We start from the raw sequence: 20599 nt of genomic DNA on the forward strand, positions 1-20599 counted from the left end.
CATGGATGGCGCTCACCCTCAACAGCAGCCACTGGATGGCAGCTCAGTTCTTCTGGTGGTAGACGACTACCCCGAGAACCTCATCAGCATGCGGGCCTTGCTGGCTCGGCAGGATTGGCAAGTATTGACGGCAAGCTCTGGGATAGAAGCCTTGAGCGCGTTGCTTGAATACGAAGTCGACCTGGTGTTGATGGATGTACAGATGCCGGAAATGGACGGCTTTGAAGTCGCCCGGCTGATGCGCGGCAATCAGCGTACCCGACTGACCCCGATCATTTTCCTCACCGCCAACGAACAGTCCGAAGCGGCCGTGCTCAAAGGCTACGCCAGCGGCGCCGTGGACTACATGTTCAAACCGTTCGACCCGCAAATCCTCAAGCCCAAGGTCCAGGCGCTGCTCGACCAGCAGCGCAACCGGCGCATGCTGCAGCAGCTGAGTCGCGAGCTGGAGACGGCCAGGGCATTCAATGCGTCCATCCTGGAAAATGCCGCCGAAGGCATTCTGGTGGTTGATGCCCATGGCATCATCAGTTTTGCCAATCCGGCCATTTCCCGTTTGCTGGCGGCACCGGTGCAACACCTGCAGGGCACCCAATTGCTCGACGTTGTGCAACTGACCAGTACCAGCCTGTGGCGCGAGTCGGACTTCTACAAGGCCTACCAAGGGCGGCAGATCTTCCGCGTACACGATGCCCAACTGCGTACCCAAGGCGGTGAGCTTGTGCCGGTGGCGCTGTCCTGTGCGCCGTTGCCTGCCGACCAACAGGCGATGGTGGTGACCGTGCTGGACATGTCGGTAGTGCGTAACTTGCACCAACAGCTGGAATACCAGGCCATTACTGACCCGCTCACCGGCCTGCTCAACCGCCGTGGTTTCTACCAGGCGGCTGAAGGTGCTCTGTTGCGCAACGAGCGCTCGGACAAGGCGCAGGCGCTGATGTACATGGACCTGGATGGCTTCAAGCGCATCAACGACTCGCTCGGCCACGACGCGGGCGATCGGGTGTTGCGCTGGGTGGCCGAGCAGCTCAAGGACTGCCTGGGCAGTGAGGCCTTGCTGGCGCGTATGGGCGGCGATGAGTTCACTGCACTGTTCGACAGCTTGCCCTACCCGGAGCAGGCCGGGCGTTTTGCCGAACGGTTGCTCGAGCGTGTTTCCATCAGCCATGAGGTCGACGGGCTCGATGTGTGCCTTGGGGTCAGCATCGGCATTGCCACCTACCCGGACTGCGGCGCCAATGTTGAAGGCCTGCTGCGTTCGGCCGATGCAGCGATGTACGCAGCCAAACAAGCGGGGCGTCAGCAATACCGCTTCTACGACCAGGAACTCAACGGACGGGCGCGATCGCGATTGATGCTCGAGGACAGCGTGCGCACGGCCATCGAGCAGCAGGACTTTACCTTGGTGTACCAGCCACAGGTCGCCTTCCACGATGGTCGCCTGCGTGGTTTCGAGGCCTTGCTGCGCTGGCAGCACCCCAGCGTTGGCGATGTGCCGCCGGGGCTGTTCATCCCGTTGCTGGAAGAAGCGCGTCTGATCAACCGTCTGGCCAGCTGGATCTACCGCCAAGGGGCCGCCCAGCGGCAGGCCTGGTACGACCGGTTTCCGCCCGACCTTGTGCTCGGCATCAGCCTGAGCCGCGCGCAGTTCGTCATGCCTGGCCTGGTCGAAGAACTGCAACGGGTCATCCAGCTTTACCAGCTTGTCCCGACGCAGTTGGAGGTGGAAGTGGCGGAAACGTCGCTGATGTATAACATTGATGCGGCCGTCAAACAGATCCACCGCTTGCGTGAGCTGGGCGTGAGGGTGGCCCTGGATGACTTCGGTGCGGGTGACTGTTCGTTGCGCATGCTGCGCGACCTGCCTATCGACACACTCAAGCTCGACCGTCATCTGGTGGCGCGTCTGCCCGATTCGGCGGTAGATGCTGCGTTGGTTCGCAGCGTGATCGGCCTGTGCGCCGACTACCGTATCACGGTGATCGCCGAGGGTGTGGAGACCCCGGCGCAGGCAGCCTGGCTCAAGGCCAATGGTTGCGAATACGTTCAGGGTTTCCTGGTGGCTTATCCGATGACCGCGACTGATGCTAGCGGCTTCCCGGCAATTTTCTCCTGGCCAGGGCTGTGATTGGCTAGAATCGGCATTCGTTACGCCGAATACAGCGCCATGACCGTACTACGTTACTTGCAAGCCTACCCCCCGCACCTGCAGGAGCAGGTGCGGAAGATGATCGACAGCGACCGCCTGGGTGAATACCTGCAGCGCCGTTACCCTGACCGCCATGACGTGCAAAACGACAAGGCGTTGTATGGCTATGCCCAGGATCTGCGCCAACAGTACCTGCGAAGTGCGCCAAACCTGGACAAGGTGCTGTTCGACAGCCGCCTCGATCTGACGCATCGGGCCCTGGGTTTGAACACGGCGGTGTCGCGGGTGCAGGGCGGCAAGCTCAAGGCGAAGAAGGAAATCCGCATTGCCTCGCTGTTCAAGGAGGCCGCGCCACAGTTCTTGCGCATGATTGTTGTGCACGAGTTGGCGCACCTGCGCGAGCGAGATCACAACAAGGCGTTCTACCAGCTCTGCCAGCACATGGAGCCGGACTATCACCAACTGGAATTCGACCTGCGCGTCTACCTGACCTACCGGGAGCTGCCAGGCAACCTCTAAGGAACATGCAGCATGGAAGTGAGCAAGACCAAGAGCAGCTTCTACCGCCGCCTGTACGTGGCCTGGCTGATCGATAGCCAGACCGCGACCAGCGTGCCCGCCCTGATGGAGGCCACCGGCATGCCCCGTCGCACCGCTCAGGACACTATCGCCGCGCTGGCCGACCTGGACATCGTCTGCGAGTTCGAACAGCAGGAGGGCGCACGCAACCACGCCGGGCATTATCGCATTCATGACTGGGGGGCGATCGACAAGCAGTGGATCATCCGTCACTTGCGGCAGATCCGCGAAGTGCTGGGTTACCCCTGATGTGCAAAGCCCGCACAGGGCGGGCTCATCCCTTGCGCATTCCAATAGATGCGATGCCGTTCTCCAAAGACTCCTCGCTCACCACCGCAAACCCATGGCGGGCATAAAACGCCTGTAAATGCGCCGGAGCCGACAGATAAACCGGCACCCCCGGCCAACAATGTTCCGCCGCCTCCAGCCCCTTGAGCAGCAAGCTTTCTTCGAGCTGCAAACCTCGCGCCTGCGCTGATGTCACCACTCGTCCGATCACCACATCCCCACCTTGTGACTGCGGATCCAGCAGGCGCAGGTAGGCGACCAGCTTGTCTTCCTGCCAGGCCATGAGGTGCAGGGTATCGCCAGTCAGGTCCTGACCATCGACTTCCTGGTAGGCGTGGCGCTGCTCCACCACGAGTACTTCAGTGCGTAGCTGCAAAATGGCATAGAGCTGCTCCTTGCCGAGGTCGGTGTGGTGCTTGCAGATCCAGTCGATTGACATGGGAACGGACTCCTTGGATGGGGCTCGATCATCGCATGCTGCATGTGCTTCGGCCAAAATAGAGGCTAAATGACACTATTGGCCGCTGCCCTCGGCAACCGCTTTGTGTAATCTCACTGGCAGTGTTGCCCTCCATTGCGAAAGGACGTGAGCATGCGGCCACTGCTTTGTGTTCTGGGTTTACTGGCAACGATGCTGGCAACACCTTCCCCGGGTCACGCCAAGCTGCGCCTGGTGGCCGACAACTGGCCACCGTTCACCGATGCCAAGATGCCGGGCGGCGGCCTTGCGACCAGCATCGTTACCACGGCACTGGCGCGCGCCGGCTACGCCAGCGGCTATGAAGAGGTGCCGTGGGCGCGTGCGTTGCTGGGGGTAGGTGAAGGGCGCTACGACGTGCTGATCAACGCCTGGTACAACGACTCGCGCGCCAGTATCGGGCAGTTTTCCAACGCCTACCTGAGTAATCGTATTCGCCTGCTGCAGCGTAAGGGCGAGGCGTTTAGCTACAAGCGTCTGTCTGACCTTTATGCCTATAGCATTGCCGTAGTGCGTGATTACGCCTATTCACCGGAATTCGACAGGGATCCCCGTCTGCACAAAGTGCCGGTGCGCAACTTTTCTTCTGCGGTACGCATGTTGGCGGCAGGGCGGGTAAGCCTGGCGGTGGAAGACGAGTACGTGGCCCGCTACAACCTGCAGCGTGAGCCGCAGGACGTGCGTGATGGGGTGATGCTGGTGGATCCGCCGCTGGGGGAGAACACCCTGCATATTCTGGTCAGCCTGAAGCACCCGGAGCGTGAGCGGATCGTCGAGCGTTTCGAGCAGGCGATAGCGGCGATGAAGGCCGATGGCAGCTATGCCCGGCTGCTGCGTCAGTATGGCTTTTGAGCACAGGCAATAAAACGATCAGGCCGGGGCATTTTCCTTGATCAGGTGTGCCGCCAGGGTCCGCAATGGCCCCAGCTGCCGGCATATCAACGCCAACTGTGTCTGCACCAACCGCTGATGCTCATCCAGATCTTCCGGCATCTGCTCCAGGGCATTGGCCAGCGCTTCTTCGGCATCACTGTGAATCGCCACCGGCAGCCGTGCGGCCAGGCCGTTTGCAATCTCGTCCAGGCTGCTGGCCAGGCTTTGCCCGGCGCCTTCGATCAACTGCTCCTGCACCTCCGCTGGCAACGCCGTGTCGCGGTGCGCGCCTAACCCCGAGAGGTAGCTGAGCAACGTGTGCGACAGCACCAGGAAACGAAAGCCAACGTCGGCCTCCTTACGGAAATGCCCCGGCTCCATCAGCATGTTGGCCAAGGTGGTGGACAGCGCCGCGTCAGCGTTGTGGGCATTGCGCCGGGCCAGGCGGTAGGCCAGGTCGTCGCGCTTGCCGTGGGCATACTGCTGCATGATCTGGCGCAGGTACACGCTGGCGCAGGCCAGGGTATTGGCCAGCGCCTTGTTCAGCCGTCGGCCCTGCCAGTCGGGCAGGAACAGGAACACCGCTAGGATGGCAATCAGGCTGCCCACCAGGGTATCGAACAGGCGTGGCAGGAACAGGCCGTAGCCATCGCCGATCTGGTTGAAGCAGAACAGCACCATCAGGGTGATCGCCGCAGTGGCCAGGGTGTAGCGGGTGGTGCGGTTGACGAAGAACACCACCCCGGCAACCACGGCGAACAACGACTGGATGACCGGGTTGGGAAACAGGTCGAACAAGGCCCAGCCCACTGTCAGGCCAACGGCAGTGCCGAAGATTCGCTGCACCAGCTTGCGCCGCGTGGCCCCGTAGTTGGGCTGGCACACGAACAGCGTGGTGAGGATGATCCAGTAGCCCTGGGTCGGGTGAATCAGGTGCACCATGCCATAGCCGATCGACAGCGCCAGCGGCAGGCGCAAGGCATGGCGGAACAACAGCGAGGTCGGTGTGAGCTGGGTGCGCAGGCGCGTCCACACGTCCTTCAGCGAGCGCGGTGAGCGGTCGAGCAGGCTGCTGTCGCTGGCGTCGGCCAGGCTATCCGGGTTGCTGGCGGCACTGAGCAGGCGGTCCAGTGTTGCCAGGTTGGCGGCGAGTGCTCGCAGCGAGCGCAACAGGCCGCGCCAGGCCGGGTTGCTCTGGATGCGCAGGTGCTCCAGCGAGGCGTTGAGGTCCTCGAGGGCTTCTGGATAACCGCTGGCCAGCACGAATGGTTGGCGCAGGCGGATCGAGCGGGCCAGTTCCTGGCAGGATGAACCCTGTTTACGCAACAGGCGCTGGCAGCGGAACATGACGTCGCTGTGGAAAAACGCCTCGGTCAGTGCGTTGTAGGGGTAGTGCGAGGCACTGACACGCTCGTGGATGTCCTGGGCCAGGAAGTACAGCTTGAGGTAGCGGCTTACCTTCGAGTTTGGCTGGCTGTTGCCTACCCGGTGCAGGATGATCTCCTTGGCTGCGTTCAGCGCGGCCACCACCTTGCCGTTCTGCTGGGCCAGTTCCAGGCGCCGTGCCTCGACGTCGAGCGTGCGGACCGGTTCAAACAGGCTGGCCTTGAGCTTGAGGTAGCTGCCCAGCTCGAAAAACAGTTTGGCCAGGCTCTGTTGTACCGGCTGGTTGGAAAACAGCGCCTGCCACAGCACCGACAGCAGCCCGTACCAAGCCGCACCTGCCACCAGCAGCAGCGGTTCGTGCCAGAAATCGGTGACCTGGCCGCCGCGCTGGTCCACACCGATCATGGTGTAGACCGCAGTGATCAAGGTGGCCGAAGCGATGGCGCCGTAGCGCTCGCCCAGCGCCCCGAGCATGGTCAGGCCAAAGGCGGCCAGGGCCAGGGCAATGACGAAGATCCAGGGGTAGGGGAACAGCAACTCGACTGCCAGTGCAGCGATGGCGAAGCACACCAGGGTAACGGCCAGGGCGCTGAGGCGGCCCTGCCAGCTGTCGTCGGTTTCGGCCAGGGCGCTGGCGATGATGCCGAGGAACAAAGGAATCAGCAGGGCCATCTCATTCTGGTACCAGCACAGGGCCAGGCTGCCGGTGAGGGCAATGGTGACCCGGATGCTGTAGCTGAACTTGTCTTGGCCCCACAGGCGACGCAGTGACTGACGGAACGAGCTCGATGACATGATGGCCTGCCAGGCGGTGAGCGAAGAATGCACTGCAGCACGGGCCAGCAAGAAGCGTTCCGTGCTGCTGAAAGGATTCTACTCTACACGAACTGCGCGGCGGCGTTCGCCGATGCCCAGGCCCACTGGAAGTTGAAACCGCCCAGGTGGCCGGTGACATCCAGCACTTCACCGATGAAGTACAACCCCGGGCTTTTCAGCGATTCCATGGTCTTGGACGACACCTCTCGGGTATCCACGCCGCCCAGGGTCACTTCGGCGGTGCGGTAGCCTTCGGTGCCGGCCGGTACTACCTGCCAGTTCGCCAGCTTTTCGGCGATTTGCGCCAGTTCCGCCGGGGTGTACTGCTTCATTGGCTTTGACTCGAACCACTGCTCGGCCAGCAAGTTGGCCAGCTTGCGGGTGAACACCTCGCCCAGCACGGTCTTCAGTTCGGCGTTGGCGCGTTCGGCCTGCATCTGTTGCAGCCAGGAAAGCGCATCGCGGTCGGGCAACAGGTTGATCTCGACGGTATCACCGGCTTCCCAGAACGAGGAGATCTGCAAGATCGCCGGGCCGCTCAGGCCGCGGTGCGTGAACAGCAGGTTTTCGCGGAAGCTGGTGCCATTGCAGCTGGCGGTGCAGTCCAGCGAGGTGCCGGACAACTCGGTGCACATCGCCTTGAGTTGGGGCTCGGTGATGGTGAATGGCACCAGCCCGGCGCGGGTTGGCAGCAGGGTGTGGCCGAACTGGCGGGCCACCTGGTAGCCGAAACCGGTGGCCCCCAGGGTCGGGATCGACAGGCCGCCGGTGGCGATGACCAGCGACTGGCAGGCGAACTGGCCGCCGCTGGTCTGCAGCAGATAGCCGCTTTCGGTCTTCTCGATCTGTTCGATGCTGGTGTGCATGCGGATCTCGGCACCGGTCTCGTCGCACTCGGCCAGCAGCATGTCGAGGATGTCGCTGGCCTTGTTGTCACAGAACAGCTGGCCGAGCTTCTTCTCGTGGTACGCCACGCCGTGCTTGCACACCAGCTCAATGAAGTCCCACTGGGTGTAGCGGGCTAGTGCCGACTTACAGAAGTGCGCGTTGTGCGAAAGGAAGTTGGCCGGCTCGGTGTACAGGTTGGTGAAGTTGCAACGCCCGCCGCCGGACATGAGGATTTTCTTGCCTGGCTTGTTGGCGTGGTCGAGCAGCAGTACCCGGCGGCCGCGCCGGGCGCTGAGCTGGGCGCACATCAGGCCGGCGGCGCCGGCGCCAAGGATGATCACGTCGGTGGAGTGCACGGTATGAACCTTCAGATTTGAAATGCTGAACCCTGTGGGAGCGGGTTCACCCGCGATGCGATGGTGCATTCACTGCCGCATTCGCGGGTAAACCCGCTCCTACAGGGGGCTTTGCCTGGCTTTAGATAATGCGGACTTTCAGGGCGCGACCCTTGATCTTGCCGCTGTTCAGCCGCTGCATGGCCTGCTTGGCCAGCGCCCGCTCCACGGCCACAAACGCCTGGAAGTCGAAGATGGCGATCTTGCCCACTTGCTTGCCTGGGATGCCGGCATCACCGGTCAGGGCCCCCAGGATGTCGCCAGGGCGCAGCTTGTCCTTGCGGCCAGCGGCAATGCACAGTGTGGTCATTACCGGCAGCAGGGGCTCGCCGCCCTTGTTTTTCAGGCTGTCCAGCTGGTCCCAGCGCAGCGGGCTCTTCTGCAGCGCTTCGATGGCCTGGGCGCGGTGGCCTTCGGCCGGTGCCACCAGGCTGACCGCAACGCCTTTCTCGCCGGCGCGGCCGGTACGGCCCACGCGGTGTACGTGGATTTCGGCATCACGCGCCAGCTCCACGTTGATGACCATGTCCAGGCCATCGATGTCCAGGCCGCGCGCGGCCACGTCGGTAGCCACCAGCACCGAGCTGCTGCGGTTGGCGAACATGGTCAGCACCTGGTCACGGTCGCGTTGCTCCAGGTCGCCGTGCAGGGCCTGGGCGACGATGCCCTTGGCGGTCAGGTGGGCAACCACGTCCTCGCATTGCTGCTTGGTGAAGCAGAACGCTACGCACGACTGCGGGCGGTAGTGGCCAAGCACGCGGGTGACGGCTTCCAGGCGTTGCTGCGGGTCAATCTCGATGAAACGCTGCTCGATCTGGTTGTCGGTGTGCAGGCTTTCGACCTTGACCTGCTGCGGGTTGCGCATGAAGTCGGCGGCCAGTTGCTTGATGCCGGCCGGGTAGGTGGCCGAGAACAGCAGGGTCTGGCGGCGCGACGGGGTCTTGCCGATGATGCTGGCGATGGCGTCGAAGAAGCCCATGTCGAGCATGCGGTCGGCTTCGTCCAGCACCAGGGTGTTCAACCCATCCAGGACCAGGGTGCCTTTGTCCAGGTGCTGCTGGATGCGCCCTGGGGTGCCGACGATGATGTGCGCGCCGTGCTCCAGCGAAGCGATCTGTGGGCCCAGCGAAACGCCGCCGCACAGGGTCAGGATCTTGATGTTGTCCTCGGCACGGGCCAGGCGGCGCAGCTCTTTGGCCACCTGGTCGGCGAGTTCGCGGGTAGGGCAGAGCACCAACGCCTGGCAGCCGAAGTAGCGCGGGTTGATCGGGTTGAGCAGGCCGATGCCGAAGGCGGCAGTCTTGCCGCTACCGGTCTTGGCCTGGGCGATCAGGTCCTGGCCTTTGAGGATGACAGGCAGGCTCTGGGCCTGGATCGGCGTCATCGAGGCATAGCCGAGGGCCTCCAGGTTGGCCAGCATGGCAGTGGACAGCGGCAAGGTGGCAAAGGCGGTGGATTCGGTGGTCACGAGGCGGGCCTGCGGTGCGAAGCGAAAAATGCCGCATAGTCTACCAGCCTCGTGGCCATTCGCCCTACGACTCCATGTGTTGTTCCGGACGACGGGCACGCCTTCCGTCCGTCGGCGCCAGCTGCAGGAAGATCGCCGCTGCCAGCATGGCCATTACACCGATGGTGACGAAGGTCAGCTGGAACGCGCCCAGGGTGGTTTCCACGCCTTCGGCGCTGCCTGCCGCAGTAAAGCCGCCCAACAGTGCGCCGGCGCAGGCCACACCCAGGCTCAGCGACAGTTGCGCGACCACCGACAGCAGGCTGTTACCGCTGCTGGCGCTGGCGTCGTCGAGATCGATTAGCGTCACTGTGTTCATCGCAGTGAACTGCATGGAGTTCACTGCGCCCAGGAGGCCAAGTTGCACCAACAGCAGCCAATAAGGGGTCTGCTCGTCCACCAGGCCCAGGCTTGCCAGCAGGATGCCCAGCAGCAAGGTATTACAGGTGAGGATGATGCGATAGCCGAACCGTTCGATCAGCGGTCGGGCAATGGATTTGGCCAGCATGGCCGCCGCCGCCAGCGGGATCATGCTCATGCCAGCCTGGGCGGGTGAGTAGCCCAGCGCGACCTGCAGCAGCAACGGCATCAGGAACGGCAGCGCGCCGCTGCCCAGGCGAGCGAACAGGTTGCCGAGGATGCCGATGGCGAAGGTACGCACGCGGAACAGGCTTGGCGAGAACAGCGGCTCCGGGTCGCGCCCGGCGCGCAGCCAGTACGCAGCCAGGCAGGCCATGCCGGCGAACAGCAGCAACATTACCCGCAAGTGCGGCAGGTGCAGCTCGCCCAGGCCTTCCATGGCAATGGTGATCAGTACCATCGCTGCGCCGAACAGCAGGAAACCAGGGCCGTCGAAGGTGGTGCGCTCGGCGCCGCGCAAGTCCGGGATGAACTTCCACACGGCAATGCAGCCAAGCAGGCCGACTGGCAGGTTGAGCAGGAAGATCCAGTGCCAGCTGAGGATTTCCACCAGCCAGCCACCGACCGTTGGACCCAGCAATGGCCCGAGCAGGCCGGGGATGGTGATGAAACTCATGATCCGCACCAACTCGCTGCGTGGGTAGGCGCGCAGCACCACCAACCGCCCGACCGGCAGCATCAGCGCACCGCCCAGGCCCTGCACTACGCGGGCGAAGATCAGGAAGCCAAGGCTGTTGGCTGCTGCGCACAGCAGCGAGCCAAAGCTGAACAGCAAGATGGCGCTGAAGAAGATGCGCTTGGTGCCGAATCGGTCGGCGATCCAGCCTGAGGCAGGGATCAGCAGGGCCACGGTGAGCATGTAGGCAATGATCACACCCTGCATGCGCAAGGGGTCTTCGGCCAACGAGCGGGCCATGGCCGGCAGTGCAGTGTTGAGGATGGTGCCGTCCAGGGACTGCATGAAGAAAGCGATGGCCACCACCCAAGGGATCCAGCGGGCGGTGACGGGGTCCAGCGGGGTGCGTTCGGGCATGACTTCCTCGTTTGTCAGTGCCGGCCCTTTCGCGGCTAAAGCCGCTCCTACAAGGGTTACGCGCTCCTTGTAGGAGCGGCTTTAGCCGCGAAGGGGCCGGCAAGTCCAGTCACAATGTCAGGGTCAGGCCTTTGACCAGTGCCCCGGGCAAATGACTCGACCCGGTACTGCGCTGTCCATAAGTACTGGTCGACAGAATCATCTCGCGCTCCTGGGTCAGGTCCTCCAGCTGGCTGCCCAGCAAGCTGTACAGGCTGTCATCGAAGCGCATGGTACTCACCGGCCCCTGGATCTGCCCGTCTTCTACCCAGAAAGTGGCGAAGCGGGTCAGCCCTGTCATGCGCGCCGCTGGCAGGTCCGAGTAGTTCAGGTACCACAGGTTGCTGATGTACAGCCCGGTGCCTAGACGCTCAAGGATCTGCGCACTGGCCAGATTGCCCGGCGCCAGGCTGAGCGCACAGGGCGACTCGCAGCCGTCGGCGCCATTGGCCTGCAGCTCGAACTCGGCTGCACTGCGTGCACTGATCAACCGCTGCCGGGCCTCGCCTTGCTGGATCAGCGGCACATCCAGGCGCGGCGTACCTTCATCGGAAAATGCCGGGCTAAGCGAGCCGCTGACCTGCTCGGTTAAACTGACCAACGGGCTAAGCCGCGCATCGCCGTTGTACAGGCGCTGCAAGGCACTGTTGCCAGTCGCCAGGGCCTGCGCGGAAAAACCGCCCCAGCACAACATGCCGGCGATCTCGTCCATCGCTGCCGGCGCCAGGAAAGCGCGGTAGCTGCCTGGCTTGAGGGACACCGCCGGGCGCCCAAGAAAGCCCAACTGCTCCCGGGCCTGGCGCAGGCGTGCGCTGAAGTCGTCGGCGTTCCACAGCTGACCGGCATAGTTGGCTTTCACCGCTTCGCCGTTTGGGTGGAACAAGCTCCAATCGAAGTTGAAGCTGTTGGCCTGGTGCCAGCCGAACGCGCCGTACGAGCTGGCGAAGCCCCGGCAGACTGGGCCAGCGGCGTATATACCGACCAGGTCCAGGTCACCGGCATTACGCTCCAGCAGTGTCAGCACTTCGTTCAGGTCTGGCAGCGCCTGCGCTTGCTGGCTATGGCTGTGCCAGGGGCTCTCGTCCAGGCGCAGATAAGGGTCGACGGCGAGTAGCGGCAGTGTCTGGCGCAGCTGCTCCAGGGCATCCGCCAGGCGCTGGCGATCCAGCTGCGCATCGCCACTCAAGGTCACCTGCTGTTCAGCCTGGCGGCCATCGTGGATCAGCCGCAATTGCACAGTGGCCTGGCTCACTTCGCCGGCCTGGCGCACCTTGGCATGGTTGAAACGCACGAACTGCGATTGCTCGGCACTGTAACCGAGGGTGAACTGCTCGCCCGCCTGAAGGGCGGTGCGCACCTCCCCGACCAGGGTTTCGAAAGCCTGTTTCATCACGCGTCTCCTCCGAATACATCGATCTGGCGGAACACACAGGCAGGCGAGGCGTGGCCGACCCGCACCACCTGATTGGGTTCGCCCTTGCCACAGTTGGGCGTGCCCAGCACCTGGAAGGTACTGTGGTCGCCAACCGCCGACAGGTTGCGCCAGAACTGCGCGGAGATGCCGCGGTAGTTGGGGTTCTTGACGATGCCCTTGAGCTCGCCACTTTCAATCAACTGGCCCCATTCGCAGCCGAACTGGAACTTGTTGCGCGCATCGTCGATGGACCAGGATCGGTTGGTACGCATCAGGATGCCGTGCTCGATGCCTCCGATCAGTTGCTCGAAAGACTGGTCGCCCGGCTCGATGTTGAGGTTGGCCATGCGGTCGATCGGCGCGCGGTTCCAGCCGCAGGCACGGCTGTTGGCCACGCCGTCCAGGCCAGAGCGGAACTGAGACAGCGCGCCACCCAGCGGGCGCAGCAGCAGGCCGTCGCGTATCAGGAACGCTTTGCTGGCCGGGGTGCCGTCGTCGTCATGACTGTAGCTGGCCAGCTCTTCGCCAATGGTCGGGTCGAAGGTCACGTTCAGCAGGCTGGAACCGTACTGCAGGTGGCCGAAGTCGCTGGCTTTGACGAAGCTGGTGCCGGCGTAGTTGCGCTCGTCACCGAGAATGCGGTCCATCTCCAGCGGATGGCCGATGGATTCGTGAATCTGCAGCATCATCTGGTCTGGCATCAACAGCAGGTCACGCGGGCCACTGGGGGTGTTCGGCGCCAACAGCAGTTGCAGCGCTTCGTCGGCCACCCGACTGGCCGCGCCGACCAGGCCGCAGCGCTCGATGATCTCGAAACCACCCTGTTGGCCGAAGTTGTCGCGGCCCAGGCTGCGGCTTTGGCTGTCCTGGCCGTCGCTGGCGGTCACCCCCAGGCCCGGGAACAGGAAGCGCTGGGCATGGCGCAGTTCGGCGCCGGCCGAGTTCAGGTAGGTTTGCTCGACCAGGCTCAGCCCCAGGCTGGCCTGCCAGTCCACCAAACGGCTGTCCTTGGGCACGCTGGCCGATTCGGTGGCGAGCAGGCCAAGGCAGTCGGCGAGGTTGGGCACGGGTTGGTCGAAGTTGGGCGAAACATGGTCGTGGCGTGCGCTGGTCACGGCTTGTTCGCGCAGGTCCAGCAGGCTGTGCCGGGCGATTTGCCGCGCCAGCGCCTCGGCTTGCTCAAGGGCGCGCTGCAGGCCAGCCTGGGACAGGTCGGCGGTGGCAGCGTAGGCCTCCACGCCATTGACCCGCACGGTGAGCATGGCGCCCTCATCCTGGCTGAAGAAGGGCGGTTCGGCAACGTTGCGTCGCACCGAAAGCGCCTGGTGCGACTGTTTCACATGGCGCAGGGAAAACAACTCGGCCGTACTGCGCAGCGCAGCAAAGCGCTGGCGCAGCAGGGCGCTGGAATCGAACATGCGGATGCCTCCGTGTACACGGTGGCTCCCCCTAGAACCACCCGTCTTGCATGCCGAGGCAGGTATCGTCGTGTGCCTCGAGCAATGCCAGCTCATTATGGCAGCCCGGTACTTCCCAGGTCAGGAAATAACGCGCGGCCTGCAGCTTGCCCTGATAGAAGTCGCGATCGGCAGGGTGACCTTTCTGCAGGCCAAGCTCGGCGTGAATGGCCTGTTCCAGCCAGCGCCAGCCGATTACGCAGTGGCCGAAGGCCTTGAGGTACAAGGCCGAGTTCGCCAGGGCGCCCGCGACCTTCCCTTGGGCCATGTCGCCTAGCAGGGCCAGTGTGACGCCCTGCAGGCGGTTGACCAGTTGCTCCAGCGGCTGGCGCAGTGGGTCGAGTTCAGGGTGGTGGCTTGCACGCTCGCCGGTTGTGGCGATCAGGCGGATCAGTTGCTTGAGCCCGGCACCTTGGTTCTGGGCCAGCTTGCGACCGAGCAAGTCGAGCGACTGGATGCCTTCTGTACCCTCGTGGATCGGGTTCAGGCGGTTGTCCCGGTAGTACTGCTCTACCGGGTATTCGCGGGTGTAGCCGTGACCACCGAGAACCTGGATTGCCAGTTCATTGGCCTTGAGGCAGAACGTCGAAGGCCAGGACTTGACGACCGGGGTCAGCAGGTCGAGCAGCGCCTGCGCTTGGTTGCGCGACGTTTCGTCGTTGGCGGTCTGGGTATCGTCGAACAGGCGCGCTGCGTACAGGCCCAAGTCGAAGGCGCCTTCTACATAAGCCTTTTGTGTCAGCAGCATTCGTTTCACATCGGTGTGCGCGATGATCGGTACTGCCGGGCTGAGCGGGTCTTTGCTGTCCGGCAGCCGGCCTTGCGGTCGCTGGCGGGCGTACTCCAGCGAATACAGGTAGCCGGCGTAACCGAGCATGACCGCCCCCATGCCAACGCCGATACGTGCTTCGTTCATCATCTGGAACATGCAGGCCAGGCCTTGGTGCGGCTGGCCGACCAGGTACCCGACGCACTGGCCATTGTCGCCGAAGTTCAGGGCTGTGGAGGTGGTGCCGCGCCAGCCCATTTTGTGGAACAGCCCAGCCAGCAGCACATCGTTGCGCGGGCCACGGCTGCCGTCCGGGTTTACGTGGTACTTGGGCACGATGAACAGCGAGATGCCCTTGACCCCGGGCGGGGCGTCCGGAAGCTTGGCCAGCACCATGTGCACGATGTTTTCCGACAGTTCGTGGTCGCCGCCGGAAATGAAGATCTTGTTGCCTTTGAGCCGGTAGCTGCCGTCGCCTGCTGGTTCGGCGCGGGTGCGTATGTCGGCCAGCGACGAGCCAGCGTGGGGTTCGGTCAGCGCCATGGTGCCGAAGTAGCGGCCGTCGATCATCGGTTGCAGGAACAGGCGCTTCTGTTCATCGGAGCCGAAGCTCTCGATCAGGTTGGCCGCACCCATGGTCAGGAACGGGTAGGCCGTGGTGCCGGCGTTGGCGGCCTGGAAGTGGGCGAAGCAGGCTTGCGAGACCAGGCTGGGCAGCTGCATGCCGCCGACCTCGAAGTCCCGGTTGGCGTTGAGGAAGCCGGCTTCGAGGAAGGCATCGACGGCGGGCTTCACTTCGGGGATCAGCTCCGCGCGGCCGTCCACGTAGCGTGGCTCGTTTTCGTCGGCCTTGCGGTTGTGCGGGGCGAAATACTTTTCGGCGATGGTGCGGGCGGTCGTCAGTGCCGCATCGAAGGTTTCACGGCTGTGCTCGGCGAAGCGCGGGCGCTGGGTCAGGGCTTCGGCGTCGAGGACTTCGTAAAGCTCGAAGGCGAGGTTGCGGGGGCTGAGCAAGGTCTCGGGCATGGTGGCGGTCCTGAGGCGGGATGCTGCGAGTGTAGGAGCGTGGTGAGACTGGGGACAGGTTAATAGGTTTGCGTGATATGGGTTGAGAACGCCGGGAAGCCTGCCGGTTATTGGTGAAACCAGCGCAAGGTCAGGTCGTGTAATGCCTGCTCGGGACAATATAGAGACGTTTCCCACATTCCCGATCGGAAATGAACTGCTGCGGATCGAATGTCAGTTGGCCTTGAATGTGCGTTTTGGTGTTCACAAGGAAACGTTTCAGATGAGTGATGCCCATCACGCTGACTTGGCTGAGGCCAACGGCAACCAGGTTCCCTTCTTCGTAGTCTCGCCTATGAAATTTGGTGTAATGACTTTCTTTACCTTGGGCTTCTACTGGGTTTATTGCTTCTATCAAAGTTGGAGTCTGCATAGAGAGAAAACGGGAGAGCGCGTAAGTCCGCTCTGGCGAAGCGCTTTTGCAGTGTTCTTCATCTATCCATTATTGAGAAGGGCAAATGACCATATTCGCGACTCAGGTAAAACTTATCCGTGGTCCATCCTGGGGCTCACGCTGGGCTATTACGGTTTTTGCGTTGTCTGGGTGGCTGCCAGCGTCGTGTTGGAAGGCCAGCTGTGGCCGGCCTACTTTGCGGGCTTAGCCATTCAGGCAGCTTGGCTGATCATTCTGGTGTTCATGCAGAAGGGCATCAATTTCAGTGCAGGTGACAAAGAAGGGAAGGCCAACAGCCGGTTCACGCTGGCAAATTGGCTTTGGATGCTGTTGGGTATTGGGCTTATGGCAGCACAGTTGTTTGCTTTGATTGCGCTTTCACCAATGGTTTGAGCAACTTTTGGCCGGAGCTCTGTCTGAGGGGAGCTCCGGATAGTCCCCGATCCACCCCGCGTTTCCACTTTCCTTGAAGACAATACGATGTTGGGGTAGGAGCCTGCTGCAAGGCTTTTTTGATAAGTCTGTCTGGACGGGTCCTTTCGCGGGAAAACCCCACAGCGGCCTGTGTCCAACCCCCAATGTGTGTCCACCAGAGCGGGTTTACCCGCGAGTACGGTGGTGGCGGCAACGGTGAACGGCGGGGGGAGATTGGCCAGCAGGGCCGGCCCTTTCGCGGGTGAACCCGCTCCTACGACGGCCTGCGCCCAACCACCGATGCTTGTGTGTAGGGGCGGGTTTACCCGCGAATACGGTAGCGGCGGCAACGGTGATCGGCGGGTGGAGATTGGCCAGCAGGGCCGGCCCTTTCGCGGGTAAACCCGCTCCTACGACGGCCTGCGCCGAACCACCGATGCACCTACGCCGTGACAGGTAGATCAGGCCGGCTGACCCAGCTCGACACCCAGTTGACGCGACAGGCACGGCCAGCGCTTCCACGCCTCGCCAGTTGCCGGGCTGCTCAGCTTCTCTCGATAAGCCTCCACCGATTCAACGGCAAAGCTCTCATCATTGAGCATTTCGTCGACCGAGTGGTGCACCACCTCATCCAGCTGGTTGGCAAAGCTTTCGCCAATCAACTGGTGGGCAATCAGGTTGGCGACCGTGGTGTCGACCGGGATCAACGGCTGCTGGAAGTGGCGGATGTACAAGTCATTCACCTCTTCCACCAGGCGGTGCGCCAGGTACGCTTCATCCAGAAGGCAGTCCAGGCCTACATGCCCTTGCATCACGCTGGGCGGCTGCAGGAAGTAGGCTTCGGCGATTTTCAGTACAGGTTTGATCTGCGATTCGATCCCGGCTTCGCGGGCGACCTCGTGGGCGGCCTCCAGCAATTCCGGAACCTGATCGATGTAGGCGCTGACGAAGCGCGCCAAAGTACCCTGGGCGTCCTGCTCAGGCAGTTGGATCGAGGGGTGCAGGTGGGGCAGTTGCAGCTCGAGACGCTGTTTCAATTGGCCGGTCTGGCCTTCATGTTGATGGGCTTGGCTTACCTGCTCGCGTACAGCAGCGATGTTCATGACAACTCCAGGGACATTACGTTTCAAACGGAAGACACTAAATTAGCTCGGTATACAGAATACCTAAGACGTATTTGTTATAAGCTTCGCAAACGTGTGCGCTATCAGGCATATCGGCGTGCCATTATTGCGCCATGACCTGTCAAGCGCGCGGTTTTCCGGCCATTCGGCCATTTCATGAAGTTCATTTCACAGGCTTCATTGCGTGCCATTGGTCGCTGTCTATACTCCCGTTGAACGTGATTCGTTGATGAGGCCCGACTGCTTTTAGCAGGGGCTCGGTCGTCGAAGCCATGCAGTCTTGACCGCCGTTCCCTCTTGCCGCAGGCCATGCCTCCGGGACAACAAGAATTAGAAGGGGAACCCGCAATGATGCGACATCCACATGTCTGGATGGGCCTCCTGTTGTGGTCGGTTTTTGGCCAGGCAAACGCCGCCTGGACCGTGAACATGCACCCAGGGGCGACGGAAGTCTCCAACGCCGTCTTCGACCTGCACATGACCATCTTCTGGATCTGCGTGATCATTGGCATCGTGGTGTTTGGCGCGATGTTCTGGTCGATGGTCATCCACCGCCGCTCCACTGGCCAGCAGGCCGCTCATTTCCATGAGCACACGTGGGTGGAAATTCTCTGGACGGTGGTGCCCTTCCTGATTCTGGTGGTGATGGCCATTCCGGCTACCAAGACCCTGATCGACATCTATGACGCCAGCGAGTCGGACATCGACGTCCAGGTCACCGGCTACCAGTGGAAATGGCACTACAAATACCTGGGCCAGGACGTGGAGTTCTTCAGCAACCTGGCCACCCCCACCGACCAGATCCACAACAAGGCGCCCAAGGATGAGCATTACCTGCTGGAAGTCGACCAGCCGCTGGTGCTGCCGGTGGGCGCGAAAGTGCGCTTCCTGGTCACTGCTGCCGATGTGATCCACTCCTGGTGGGTGCCGGCCTTCGCGGTCAAGCGCGACGCCATCCCAGGCTTTGTCAACGAAGCCTGGACCCGTATCGAAAAGCCAGGCATCTACCGCGGCCAGTGCACCGAACTGTGCGGCAAGGACCACGGCTTCATGCCGGTGGTGGTCGAGGTCAAGTCCAAGGCGGATTACGACACCTGGCTGGGCGAGCGCAAGGCTGAAGCCGCCAAGCTCAAGGAGCTGACCAGCAAGGAATGGACCCTGGAAGAGCTGGTGGAGCGCGGCGACAAGGTCTACCACACCGCCTGCGTGGCCTGTCACCAGGCCGAAGGCCAGGGCCTGCCACCAATGTTCCCGGCGCTCAAGGGCTCGAAGATTGCCACCGGGCCGAAGGAAGACCACCTGAGCATTGTCTTCCATGGCAAGCCCGGCACGGCCATGGCCGCTTTCGGCAAGCAGCTGTCGGAAGTCGACATCGCTGCTGTGGTCACCTACGAGCGCAATGCCTGGGGCAACAACAAAGGCGACATGGTGACGCCGAAGGACGTGCTGGCGCTGAAGCAGGCAGAAGCCAAGTGAACCGGGTTACTCGCGGCAATCAATGGATTGCAGGAGACAGGACATGAGTGCAGTGATCGACGACCACGCCCACGGCCACGACCATGCGCACGGCCCGGCCAAGGGCCTGATGCGCTGGGTGCTGACCACCAACCATAAAGACATCGGCACGATGTACTTGTGGTTCAGTTTCATCATGTTCCTGCTGGGTGGCTCGTTCGCCATGGTGATCCGCGCCGAGCTGTTCCAGCCTGGCTTGCAGATCGTGGAGCCGGAATTCTTCAACCAGATGACTACCATGCATGGCCTGATCATGGTGTTCGGCGCGGTGATGCCGGCCTTCGTCGGCCTGGCCAACTGGATGATTCCGCTGATGGTCGGCGCGCCCGACATGGCACTGCCACGGATGAACAACTTCAGCTTCTGGCTGCTGCCGGCGGCCTTCCTGCTGCTGGTATCGACGCTGTTCAGCCCGGGCGGAGGGCCAAACTTTGGCTGGACCTTCTACGCACCGCTTTCCACCACCTATGCGCCAGCCAGCGTCACCTTCTTCATCTTCGCCATCCACCTGATGGGTATCAGCTCGATCATGGGGGCGATCAACGTGATTGCCACCATCCTCAACCTGCGTGCCCCCGGCATGACGCTGATGAAAATGCCGCTGTTCGTCTGGACCTGGCTGATTACCGCGTTCCTGCTGATTGCGGTGATGCCAGTACTGGCCGGCGTGGTAACCATGATGCTGATGGATATCCACTTCGGTACCAGCTTTTTCAGTGCCGCAGGTGGCGGTGACCCGGTGCTGTTCCAGCATGTGTTCTGGTTCTTCGGTCACCCTGAGGTGTACATCATGATCCTGCCCGCCTTCGGTGCGGTCAGCTCGATCATCCCGGCGTTCTCGCGCAAGCCGCTGTTCGGTTATACCTCGATGGTGTATGCCACCGGCGCCATTGCCTTCCTGTCATTCATCGTCTGGGCCCACCATATGTTCGTGGTCGGCATCCCGGTGGTAGGCGAGTTGTTCTTCATGTATGCCACCATGCTGATTGCCGTGCCCACCGGGGTGAAGGTATTCAACTGGGTCAGCACCATGTGGGAAGGTTCGCTCACCTTCGAAACGCCGATGCTGTTCGCCATCGCCTTTGTCATCCTGTTCACCATCGGTGGTTTCTCCGGGTTGATGCTGGCGATCGCCCCGGCAGACTTCCAGTACCACGACACTTACTTCGTGGTGGCGCATTTCCATTACGTACTGGTGCCTGGTGCAATTTTCGGCATCTTTGCCTCGGCCTACTACTGGCTGCCGAAATGGACCGGCCACATGTACGACGAAACCCTCGGCAAACTGCACTTCTGGCTGTCGTTCGTCGGCATGAACATGGCCTTCTTCCCCATGCACTTCGTAGGCTTGGCCGGCATGCCACGGCGCATCCCCGACTACAACCTGCAGTTCGCCGATTTCAACATGGTGTCGTCGATCGGCGCGTTCATGTTCGGCGCCACGCAGATCTTCTTCCTGTTCATTGTCATCAAGTGCATCCGCGGTGGCGCGCCGGCACCGGCCAAACCCTGGGATGGCGCCGAGGGCCTTGAGTGGTCGATACCCTCGCCTGCGCCCTACCACACCTTCCAGACACCCCCGGAAGTGAAATAGGA

At 62.3% G+C, this 20599-nt stretch carries 16 protein-coding genes; 7 read left to right on the forward strand and 9 right to left on the reverse strand.

Going from position 1 to position 20599, the window contains the following annotated elements; translation table 11 throughout:
• Nucleotide 1: 1 nt before the first annotated feature.
• The 3 genes from QYE47_RS11540 to QYE47_RS11550 are packed head-to-tail and all read left to right on the forward strand — an operon-like array spanning nucleotide 2 to nucleotide 2977.
• A complete protein-coding gene (locus QYE47_RS11540) occupies nucleotides 2-2128 on the forward strand; it encodes a bifunctional diguanylate cyclase/phosphodiesterase (protein ID WP_019437229.1) in 2127 nt (708 codons plus the stop codon).
• 39 nt (nucleotides 2129-2167) lie between these two features.
• Complete coding sequence (locus tag QYE47_RS11545; RefSeq protein ID WP_026031844.1) at nucleotides 2168-2668, forward strand: M48 family metallopeptidase; 501 nt, start codon at nucleotides 2168-2170, stop codon at nucleotides 2666-2668.
• 12 nt (nucleotides 2669-2680) lie between these two features.
• Nucleotides 2681-2977 (forward strand): helix-turn-helix domain-containing protein, encoded by a 297-nt coding sequence (locus QYE47_RS11550; RefSeq protein ID WP_003249396.1) that lies wholly within the window; start codon nucleotides 2681-2683, stop codon nucleotides 2975-2977.
• A gap of 25 nt (nucleotides 2978-3002) precedes the next feature.
• Here the strand turns inward: QYE47_RS11550 and QYE47_RS11555 are convergent, their stop codons facing one another.
• Nucleotides 3003-3455 (reverse strand): GNAT family N-acetyltransferase, encoded by a 453-nt coding sequence (locus QYE47_RS11555; protein WP_014592633.1) that lies wholly within the window; start codon nucleotides 3453-3455, stop codon nucleotides 3003-3005.
• 153 nt (nucleotides 3456-3608) lie between these two features.
• Here QYE47_RS11555 and QYE47_RS11560 point away from each other — a divergent pair, with 153 nt between their 5' ends.
• On the forward strand, nucleotides 3609-4346 hold the full coding sequence (locus QYE47_RS11560) for an ABC transporter substrate-binding protein (protein WP_014592632.1): 738 nt from the start codon (nucleotides 3609-3611) through the stop codon (nucleotides 4344-4346).
• An 18-nt stretch (nucleotides 4347-4364) separates the two neighbouring features.
• Here QYE47_RS11560 and yccS read toward each other — a convergent pair whose 3' ends face one another.
• The 7 genes from yccS to QYE47_RS11595 all read right to left on the reverse strand — a co-directional run bounded on the left by yccS (nucleotide 4365) and on the right by QYE47_RS11595 (nucleotide 15517).
• On the reverse strand, nucleotides 4365-6548 hold the full coding sequence (yccS, locus tag QYE47_RS11565; protein ID WP_003249401.1) for a YccS family putative transporter: 2184 nt from the start codon (nucleotides 6546-6548) through the stop codon (nucleotides 4365-4367).
• 83 nt (nucleotides 6549-6631) lie between these two features.
• Nucleotides 6632-7813 (reverse strand): NAD(P)/FAD-dependent oxidoreductase, encoded by a 1182-nt coding sequence (locus QYE47_RS11570; protein ID WP_026031845.1) that lies wholly within the window; start codon nucleotides 7811-7813, stop codon nucleotides 6632-6634.
• 121 nt (nucleotides 7814-7934) lie between these two features.
• Nucleotides 7935-9272 carry an ATP-dependent RNA helicase DbpA gene (dbpA, locus tag QYE47_RS11575; RefSeq protein WP_230065385.1) on the reverse strand — a complete coding sequence of 446 codons (1338 nt, stop codon included), beginning with the start codon at nucleotides 9270-9272 and terminating at the stop codon, nucleotides 7935-7937.
• A gap of 112 nt (nucleotides 9273-9384) precedes the next feature.
• On the reverse strand, nucleotides 9385-10812 hold the full coding sequence (mdtD, locus tag QYE47_RS11580; protein WP_070384420.1) for a multidrug transporter subunit MdtD: 1428 nt from the start codon (nucleotides 10810-10812) through the stop codon (nucleotides 9385-9387).
• A gap of 109 nt (nucleotides 10813-10921) precedes the next feature.
• The gene (locus QYE47_RS11585; RefSeq protein ID WP_070384419.1) at nucleotides 10922-12241 is read right to left on the reverse strand and encodes a TldD/PmbA family protein; all 1320 of its coding nucleotides are present in this window, start codon (nucleotides 12239-12241) and stop codon (nucleotides 10922-10924) included.
• Complete coding sequence (locus tag QYE47_RS11590; RefSeq protein WP_014592626.1) at nucleotides 12241-13683, reverse strand: TldD/PmbA family protein; 1443 nt, start codon at nucleotides 13681-13683, stop codon at nucleotides 12241-12243. Before QYE47_RS11590 ends, QYE47_RS11585 begins: the two co-directional genes overlap by 1 nt.
• Before the next feature lie 31 nt (nucleotides 13684-13714).
• The gene (locus QYE47_RS11595) at nucleotides 13715-15517 is read right to left on the reverse strand and encodes an acyl-CoA dehydrogenase (RefSeq protein WP_019437553.1); all 1803 of its coding nucleotides are present in this window, start codon (nucleotides 15515-15517) and stop codon (nucleotides 13715-13717) included.
• A 142-nt stretch (nucleotides 15518-15659) separates the two neighbouring features.
• On the opposite strand from QYE47_RS11595, the gene QYE47_RS11600 reads away from it, so the two are divergent.
• Complete coding sequence (locus QYE47_RS11600) at nucleotides 15660-16343, forward strand: hypothetical protein (RefSeq protein ID WP_019437554.1); 684 nt, start codon at nucleotides 15660-15662, stop codon at nucleotides 16341-16343.
• Between the two features lie 482 nt (nucleotides 16344-16825).
• Here QYE47_RS11600 and QYE47_RS11605 read toward each other — a convergent pair whose 3' ends face one another.
• A complete protein-coding gene (locus QYE47_RS11605) occupies nucleotides 16826-17467 on the reverse strand; it encodes a hypothetical protein (protein ID WP_003253042.1) in 642 nt (213 codons plus the stop codon).
• 369 nt (nucleotides 17468-17836) lie between these two features.
• Between QYE47_RS11605 and coxB the strand changes: the two genes are divergently transcribed.
• Both coxB and ctaD read left to right on the forward strand, forming a co-directional pair.
• Nucleotides 17837-18964: a cytochrome c oxidase subunit II gene (gene coxB / locus QYE47_RS11610; RefSeq protein ID WP_019436842.1), complete on the forward strand. Its 1128-nt coding sequence runs from the start codon at nucleotides 17837-17839 to the stop codon at nucleotides 18962-18964.
• Between the two features lie 43 nt (nucleotides 18965-19007).
• On the forward strand, nucleotides 19008-20597 hold the full coding sequence (ctaD, locus tag QYE47_RS11615) for a cytochrome c oxidase subunit I (RefSeq protein WP_014589242.1): 1590 nt from the start codon (nucleotides 19008-19010) through the stop codon (nucleotides 20595-20597).
• Nucleotides 20598-20599 lie beyond the last annotated feature (2 nt).

It is taken from the genome of Pseudomonas sp. 2,4-D (genome assembly GCF_030418155.1).
Lineage (GTDB): Bacteria > Pseudomonadota > Gammaproteobacteria > Pseudomonadales > Pseudomonadaceae > Aquipseudomonas > Aquipseudomonas alloputida.

What these genes read in the sequence shown, in the direction of transcription:
- QYE47_RS11540 (WP_019437229.1), top strand. Translation starts at nt 2, where the DNA reads ATGGATGGCGCTCACCCTCAACAGCAGCCACTGGATGGCAGCTCAGTT.
- QYE47_RS11545 (WP_026031844.1), top strand. Translation starts at nt 2,168, where the DNA reads ATGACCGTACTACGTTACTTGCAAGCCTACCCCCCGCACCTGCAGGAG.
- QYE47_RS11550 (WP_003249396.1), top strand. Translation starts at nt 2,681, where the DNA reads ATGGAAGTGAGCAAGACCAAGAGCAGCTTCTACCGCCGCCTGTACGTG.
- QYE47_RS11555 (WP_014592633.1), bottom strand. Translation starts at nt 3,455, where the DNA reads ATGTCAATCGACTGGATCTGCAAGCACCACACCGACCTCGGCAAGGAG.
- QYE47_RS11560 (WP_014592632.1), top strand. Translation starts at nt 3,609, where the DNA reads ATGCGGCCACTGCTTTGTGTTCTGGGTTTACTGGCAACGATGCTGGCA.
- yccS (WP_003249401.1), bottom strand. Translation starts at nt 6,548, where the DNA reads ATGTCATCGAGCTCGTTCCGTCAGTCACTGCGTCGCCTGTGGGGCCAA.
- dbpA (WP_230065385.1), bottom strand. Translation starts at nt 9,272, where the DNA reads ATGCTGGCCAACCTGGAGGCCCTCGGCTATGCCTCGATGACGCCGATC.
- mdtD (WP_070384420.1), bottom strand. Translation starts at nt 10,812, where the DNA reads ATGCCCGAACGCACCCCGCTGGACCCCGTCACCGCCCGCTGGATCCCT.
- QYE47_RS11585 (WP_070384419.1), bottom strand. Translation starts at nt 12,241, where the DNA reads ATGAAACAGGCTTTCGAAACCCTGGTCGGGGAGGTGCGCACCGCCCTT.
- QYE47_RS11590 (WP_014592626.1), bottom strand. Translation starts at nt 13,683, where the DNA reads ATGTTCGATTCCAGCGCCCTGCTGCGCCAGCGCTTTGCTGCGCTGCGC.
- QYE47_RS11595 (WP_019437553.1), bottom strand. Translation starts at nt 15,517, where the DNA reads ATGCCCGAGACCTTGCTCAGCCCCCGCAACCTCGCCTTCGAGCTTTAC.
- QYE47_RS11600 (WP_019437554.1), top strand. Translation starts at nt 15,660, where the DNA reads ATGCCTGCTCGGGACAATATAGAGACGTTTCCCACATTCCCGATCGGA.
- QYE47_RS11605 (WP_003253042.1), bottom strand. Translation starts at nt 17,467, where the DNA reads ATGAACATCGCTGCTGTACGCGAGCAGGTAAGCCAAGCCCATCAACAT.
- coxB (WP_019436842.1), top strand. Translation starts at nt 17,837, where the DNA reads ATGATGCGACATCCACATGTCTGGATGGGCCTCCTGTTGTGGTCGGTT.
- ctaD (WP_014589242.1), top strand. Translation starts at nt 19,008, where the DNA reads ATGAGTGCAGTGATCGACGACCACGCCCACGGCCACGACCATGCGCAC.